General features: G+C 36.0%; 6 protein-coding genes and 1 rRNA gene. 6 read left to right on the top strand and 1 reads right to left on the bottom strand.

Features of this window, described 5'->3' with window-relative positions; translation table 11 throughout:
• Positions 1–7: 7 nt before the first annotated feature.
• Together BN2746_RS03550 and cdd are read left to right on the top strand one after the other, a co-directional pair.
• Complete coding sequence (locus BN2746_RS03550) at positions 8–1,033, top strand: Gfo/Idh/MocA family protein (protein WP_055078451.1); 1,026 nt, start codon at positions 8–10, stop codon at positions 1,031–1,033.
• Positions 1,034–1,085: 52 nt separating this feature from the next.
• Positions 1,086–1,508: a cytidine deaminase gene (gene cdd, locus BN2746_RS03555; RefSeq protein ID WP_055078490.1), complete on the top strand. Its 423-nt coding sequence runs from the start codon at positions 1,086–1,088 to the stop codon at positions 1,506–1,508.
• Positions 1,509–1,543: 35 nt separating this feature from the next.
• Here cdd and BN2746_RS03560 read toward each other — a convergent pair whose 3' ends face one another.
• Positions 1,544–2,938 carry a leucyl aminopeptidase gene (locus tag BN2746_RS03560; RefSeq protein ID WP_055078452.1) on the bottom strand — a complete coding sequence of 465 codons (1,395 nt, stop codon included), beginning with the start codon at positions 2,936–2,938 and terminating at the stop codon, positions 1,544–1,546.
• Between the two features lie 86 nt (positions 2,939–3,024).
• Here BN2746_RS03560 and BN2746_RS03565 point away from each other — a divergent pair, with 86 nt between their 5' ends.
• The 4 genes from BN2746_RS03565 (at position 3,025) to BN2746_RS03580 (ending at position 6,510) form a co-directional block, all read left to right on the top strand.
• On the top strand, positions 3,025–3,369 hold the full coding sequence (locus BN2746_RS03565; RefSeq protein ID WP_055078453.1) for an FMN-binding protein: 345 nt from the start codon (positions 3,025–3,027) through the stop codon (positions 3,367–3,369).
• A complete protein-coding gene (locus tag BN2746_RS03570) occupies positions 3,359–4,156 on the top strand; it encodes a threonine/serine exporter family protein (protein WP_055078454.1) in 798 nt (265 codons plus the stop codon). The genes BN2746_RS03565 and BN2746_RS03570 overlap by 11 nt, the downstream gene beginning before the upstream one ends.
• 9 nt (positions 4,157–4,165) lie before the next feature.
• Positions 4,166–4,663 (top strand): threonine/serine exporter family protein, encoded by a 498-nt coding sequence (locus tag BN2746_RS03575; protein ID WP_055078455.1) that lies wholly within the window; start codon positions 4,166–4,168, stop codon positions 4,661–4,663.
• A 318-nt stretch (positions 4,664–4,981) separates the two neighbouring features.
• A 16S ribosomal RNA gene (locus tag BN2746_RS03580) occupies positions 4,982–6,510 on the top strand.
• Positions 6,511–6,523 lie beyond the last annotated feature (13 nt).

A 6,523-nucleotide genomic window follows, 5' to 3' on the forward strand; every position in this document is an offset into this window, starting at 1 on the left:
GTTTAATTTGAAAAAGTTAAAAGGCGTTATCATAGGATGTGGAAGAATTTCATATAGACATGTGCAAGCACTAATAGATAACGACAGCTTCACAGAATTAGTAGGCCTTTGCGATATAATTGAAGAAAGAGCTATTGAAAAACAAAAACAATATGCAGAAAGCTTTCCAGGTAGAAATGTGGAAGTTTTCACAGACTATATGGAAATGATAAAAAATGTTAAGCCTGACTTTGCGATGATTTGTACAGAATCAGGATACCATGGAGATATTGCATTACATTGTATAGAAGAAGACCTTCACGTTCTAATTGAAAAGCCAATGGCAATGACATTAGAAGAGATAGACAAGATAAACGAACTTGCTGATAAAAAGAATTTAAAGGTTGGAGTTTGTCACCAAAATAGATTTAACCCACCAATTCAAAAATTAAGAAAAGCTATTGATGAAGGAAAATTTGGTAGACTTATTAATGGAACAGCGAGAATTCTTTGGACAAGAGACCAACACTACTACGACCTTGCACCTTGGAGAGGTACTAAAAAACTTGATGGTGGAACACTAATGAACCAATGTATTCACAACATAGACTTACTATTATGGATGATGGGTTCAGATGTTGTTTCAGTTCAATCAGAGAGAGGTACCTTCCTTAGAGATATTGAAATGGAAGACTTTGGTGCTATACTACTTAGATTCGAAAATGGATCTATTGGTATAATCGAAGGATCAGCATGCGTATATCCAAAGAACTTAGAAGAGACATTAAGTATATTTGGAGAAACTGGTACAGCTGTTATTGGTGGTCTTGCAGTAAATGAAATAAAGACATGGAACTTTGCAGACGAAAGCGAAGTTATTGAGAAAGAAGATTCATCAGAAGTTAAAAATGTGTACGGAGATGGACACACACCACTATTAAAAGATTTTGTTGATGCTATAAACGAAGACAGGAAACCACTAATTTGTGGAAGAGAGGCAAGGAAACCTGTTGAAGTTATTCTAAAAGCATATGAACAAAGAAAATTACCATAAACTTAAGGGAGTCATTGACTCCCTTTTTGTGTATGTATTTAAGGAGAGAAAAATGGAAGATATAATTAAAATATTAATTAAAGAAGCGCTTAATGTAAGAAAAAATTCATACAGCCCATACTCCAATTACGCTGTTGGAGCAAGTATATTGGCTGACAATAAAAAAATATATGTTGGAACAAATATTGAAAATGCATCTATTGGTGGAACGATTTGCGCCGAGAGATCTGCAATTACAAGTGCCTGTTCTGATGGTGTAAGGTTAATAAAGATTATTGTAATTGTTGGTGGGAAAGCAAACTGTGAGAAAAATGAAATGGACTGGGCATTTCCGTGTGGAATATGTCGACAATTTTTAAATGAATTTTCAGATGAAGAAACAACTGTAGTAGTTGCTAAGTCTACAGAGGAGTATAAGATTTTTAAGTTAAATGAATTACTTCCAAGTGCTTTTGGACCAAACAATTTAAAATAGTCCCTAAATCTTAGAGACTATTTTAAATCTATTAGTTACTTGTAATTTTCGACGAAATTATATAGTGTTTTTACAGGAACTCCTGTAGATCCAAATGGTACATAATCGTAGGCAGATTTGCTATATGCTGGGCCTGCTATATCTAAGTGAGCCCATTTTTTATCTTCTACAAAGTGTTCAAGGAAAAGCCCTGCTGTCATTGCGCCGCCATAAGGACCTGTAGAATTTGTTATGTCTGCTCTCTTTGATTTCAATAGTTCTCTTAAAACATCGAATGTTGGTAACTGCCAGAAGTATTCACCAACTGCTTTTGATGAATTTTCAAAATCTTTATATAGATTATCGTCGTTCGTAACAACTCCTGTTGTTTTATCCCCTAAAGCAACGACACATGCACCAGTTAATGTAGCTAAATCTATTATTGGCTCTGATTCTGTTTTTGTTGCTGCATAGTAAATTGCATCTGCAAGTGTAAGTCTTCCTTCAGCATCGGTGTTGTCAACCTCAATGAATGTACCCTTCATTGAACTTATAATATCTCCGTTTTTGTAGGCTCTTCCTGAAACCATATTTTCACACGCTGCAACAAATCCAATTACATTTCTCTTTACTTTATTTTTAGCAAGTGCATATATGGTTCCTATCACAGTTGCAGATCCACCCATGTCACCATGCATTGTCGCCATTCCCTTAGCTGGTTTTAGAGCGTATCCACCAGAGTCATAGGTTAATCCCTTTCCAACAAGTCCTATTGGCTTTTGACCTTCAACTGGAAGATATTCCATTATTATGAATTTAGGTTCTTTATCTGATCCTTCTGCTACTGCAAGAAAAGCTTTCATATTAAGTTTTTCTATCTCATTTTTGTTCAAAATTTTTACATTTACACCTACAGAAGATAATTTGTCAGAAGCTTCCTTTGCTAAAGTTTCTGGATACATATCAATAGCAGGTGTGTTTACTAAATTTCTTGTAAAGTTAACACCCTCTATTATGTTTTCTCGATATTCAAAGTCTGCTATAGTTAAATCTTGTTTAACAATAAGATTTAAATAAAGTTCTTCGCAGTTATCATCTTCATCCTTTGTCTTGTAGACATCAAATTTATATTCTGATTGTTTTATACCTTCAAATATATTTAAAACCAAATCTTTTGAAAAACTTTCATCAAAAACAATTTTTACATCATAAATATTGAATTTTTCTACCTCTTTAATTGCCTTATATCCTAAAGTTATAAGTTTTCTTGGGTCTTGATTTTCTTCATCAACTACAATACAGTATTCAAGATTTTGAGAAGATTTAATATTGTAGGCTTTAAAGTCACCAAGCTTTAAAAAAACTTCTTTATCAACTGAACAGCAGTCTGAAGATTTACAAAAATTAATAGTAGATTTTGCTTCAATTTTTTCGTTTAATTTATATTTCATAAAATCCCTCCTTAATATTATTGTACACTATTAAAGATTGATTGACACTAAGATTTATAATTGTTAATATTTAACAAGGTGAGAAGATGAAAAGTAAATTAAAAATTACAATATTAATGCTAATATTAATGCTTAACTTAATTGGATGTAAAAAAATAAATAAAGCAGGAACCTATGAAGACTATGGCAATGGAAGAAATGGAAAAATAAAAGTTTCTGTAACAATAAATTCCGATGGAGAAATATCGGATATGAGTCTGCTTGAATATGATGACAATAAGGAGTTTGTGGAAAGAGCATTTGAAGAGCTTAAGTCAAAAATAATAGAAAAAAACAGTTTAGATGTTGATGTATCTTCAGGAGCAACACAGTCATCAAAAGGAATTTTAGAGGCTGTGGAAAAAGCTGTAAAGCAATCAAATGAAAAATAGAAATAAAGAGATTGATAATATGGAAATGTTAGATAGAAAAGATGGAGATAGACTTGCAATATTGGTTGCAAATGTAGCTAAACAACTTGTAAGAAGTGGAGCTGAAATCTATAGAGCAGAAGATACAGGCAGAAGAATATGTGCAAGATACAAAAACATTGAATATATAAATATATACGCTACCTATAATCTTGTTATGGTAAGTTTTTCTTTAAACGGAGAAGAGTTTTCTACCATGAGGACATTTCATGGAGTGGACTACAATTTGGAAAAGGTAGCGAAAATAAATGAATTTTCAAGAAAATTTACATCTGAAGGAATAAGTATAGAAGAAGGACTAAAAATAATAGAAAATATTTATTTAGAGGACAATGAAAAAATGCTTCATATGGCACTTTTTGCGGCCTTTGGTTCTGCATTCTTAATAGTAAATTTCAATGGTGGAATTGAGGATTTTATAATAACCCTTATTGCAGCTTTTATAGGAGAACTATCTTTTATAAGAATAAGTAAAAGGGGGATACCTATATTTATAAATACCATAATAGGCTGCCTTATAGCATCGAGTATATGTCATATTATAATGAAGCTTGGATTGGGAACATCAATAGATATAGTAGTGATGGGATCAATAATGCCATTTTTACCAGGAGTTTCCTTTACAAACTCAGTAAGGGATTTTCTATCTGGAGAAGTTGAATCAGGATTACTTGCCTTAGTACAGTCCCTAATAATAGCAGCTGGTATGGCACTTGGCGTAAGTTCAACTTTTTTATTATTTTCATAGGAGGTAAAAATGAATATTATAACAAATGCTATAATGTCAGGACTTTCATCAATAGGGTATGGATTAATGTATAAAGTACCTAAAAAATGTCTCTTAGGAAATTTTTCAGCAGGAACAATAGGGACATTGATATATGGTATACTATGGAACAAATTTGGAATGAATTTTGGTGCATACTTAGTAGCCTCTTTAGTAATTGGAATAATGGCAGAGATATTTGCAAGAACAAACAAGTTGCCAGCAACAGTATTTTTAGCACCTGGACTTATACCACTTGTACCAGGCGTTGCAATATTTAATATGATGAATGACTTTGCATTAAAAAACTATAGTCAAGCACTATCCAACCTATCAAATGCAGCGAGTTATGCACTCGGAATTGCCCTTGGAATAGTTATATCATCATTATATTCAAGGTCACTTAACAACTACAGGTCCTATTTTAAAATAGTAAAGATAAAAAGAATAAATAAAAAGAAAAAAGAAGATGTAAAAATTGAAAAATAGTTAAGAATTAAAAATATTGCTGTTTTTTACAATAATTTAAACTTTTCTTAAAAAAGACTTGACAATGATAAATAAAGTTGATATTATAATTAGGCACTCACATGAGTTGCCTTTTTTAATACAAAATTTCAAAAGAAAAAATATTAAAAAGTGCTTGACAATATATTTTTACAATGGTAATATAAAATAGTTGTCACTCAAAGCGAGTGCAAAAGAACCTAAACAAGTGAAAAAAGTGTAAAAAACTTTTGAGTAAGTACAACCAAACAATAATTCGGTGAAAAAATAATAAAGTCAGCGAAAGAGCTGATCAAACATTTAATAGAGAGTTTGATCCTGGCTCAGGACGAACGCTGGCGGCGTGCTTAACACATGCAAGTCGAACGATGAACCTCGAAATGACATCTTCGGAAGGATTTTCGAGAGGATTAGTGGCGAACGGGTGAGTAACGCGTGAGCAACCTGCCTTAGACAAGGGGATAGCCTCGGGAAACCGTGATTAATACCCTATGAGACTCCGCCTACGAGTGTAGAAGAAGTTAAAGCGATAGCGGTCTAAGATGGGCTCGCGTCTGATTAGCTAGTTGGTGAGATAAAAGCCCACCAAGGCGACGATCAGTAACCGGCTTGAGAGAGTGAACGGTCACATTGGAACTGAGACACGGTCCAAACTCCTACGGGAGGCAGCAGTGGGGAATATTGCACAATGGGGGGAACCCTGATGCAGCGACGCCGCGTGAGCGATGAAGGAATTCGTTTCGTAAAGCTCTGTCCTTGGAGAAGATAATGACGGTAACCAAGGAGGAAGCACCGGCTAAATACGTGCCAGCAGCCGCGGTAATACGTATGGTGCGAGCGTTGTCCGGAATTATTGGGCGTAAAGGGTACGTAGGCAGTTAAACAAGTCAGATGTAAAAACTTGAGGCTCAACCTCATGTAGCATTTGAAACTGTATAACTTGAGTAGTGGAGAGGAAAGTGGAATTCCTAGTGTAGCGGTGAAATGCGTAGATATTAGGAGGAATACCAGTAGCGAAGGCGACTTTCTGGACACAAACTGACGCTGAGGTACGAAAGCGTGGGGAGCAAACAGGATTAGATACCCTGGTAGTCCACGCTGTAAACGATGAATGCTAGGTGTTGGGAGTCAAATCTCGGTGCCGAAGTTAACACATTAAGCATTCCGCCTGGGGAGTACGGTGGCAACACTGAAACTCAAAGGAATTGACGGGGACCCGCACAAGCAGCGGAGCATGTGGTTTAATTCGATGCAACGCGAAGAACCTTACCAGGGCTTGACATATGGGTGAAAAGTATAGAGATATACTCCTCTATTTTATAGACATCCATACAGGTGGTGCATGGTTGTCGTCAGCTCGTGTCGTGAGATGTTGGGTTAAGTCCCGCAACGAGCGCAACCCCTATATTTAGTTACCAGCATTAAGGATGGGGACTCTAAATAGACTGCCGGTGACAAACCGGAGGAAGGTGGGGATGACGTCAAATCATCATGCCCTTTATGTCCTGGGCTACACACGTGCTACAATGGCAAGTACAGAGGGAAGCGAAGTAGTGATATGAAGCGAATCTCAGAAAGCTTGCCCCAGTTCGGATTGTAGGCTGCAACTCGCCTACATGAAGTCGGAGTTGCTAGTAATCGCGGATCAGAATGTCGCGGTGAATGCGTTCCCGGGTCTTGTACACACCGCCCGTCACACCATGGGAGTTAGTAATACCCGAAGCCAGTGACCTAACCATTGGAAGGAGCTGTCGAAGGTAGGATTAATGACTGGGGTGAAGTCGTAACAAGGTAGCCGTATCGGAAGGTGCGGCTGGATCACCTCCTTTCTAAGGAGTACAT

This window comes from Lagierella massiliensis (assembly GCF_001407835.1).
Lineage (GTDB): Bacteria > Bacillota > Clostridia > Tissierellales > Peptoniphilaceae > Mediannikoviicoccus > Mediannikoviicoccus massiliensis.

What these genes read in the sequence shown, in the direction of transcription:
- cdd (WP_055078490.1), top strand. Translation starts at nt 1,086, where the DNA reads ATGGAAGATATAATTAAAATATTAATTAAAGAAGCGCTTAATGTAAGA.
- BN2746_RS03560 (WP_055078452.1), bottom strand. Translation starts at nt 2,938, where the DNA reads ATGAAATATAAATTAAACGAAAAAATTGAAGCAAAATCTACTATTAAT.
- BN2746_RS03565 (WP_055078453.1), top strand. Translation starts at nt 3,025, where the DNA reads ATGAAAAGTAAATTAAAAATTACAATATTAATGCTAATATTAATGCTT.
- BN2746_RS03570 (WP_055078454.1), top strand. Translation starts at nt 3,359, where the DNA reads ATGAAAAATAGAAATAAAGAGATTGATAATATGGAAATGTTAGATAGA.
- BN2746_RS03575 (WP_055078455.1), top strand. Translation starts at nt 4,166, where the DNA reads ATGAATATTATAACAAATGCTATAATGTCAGGACTTTCATCAATAGGG.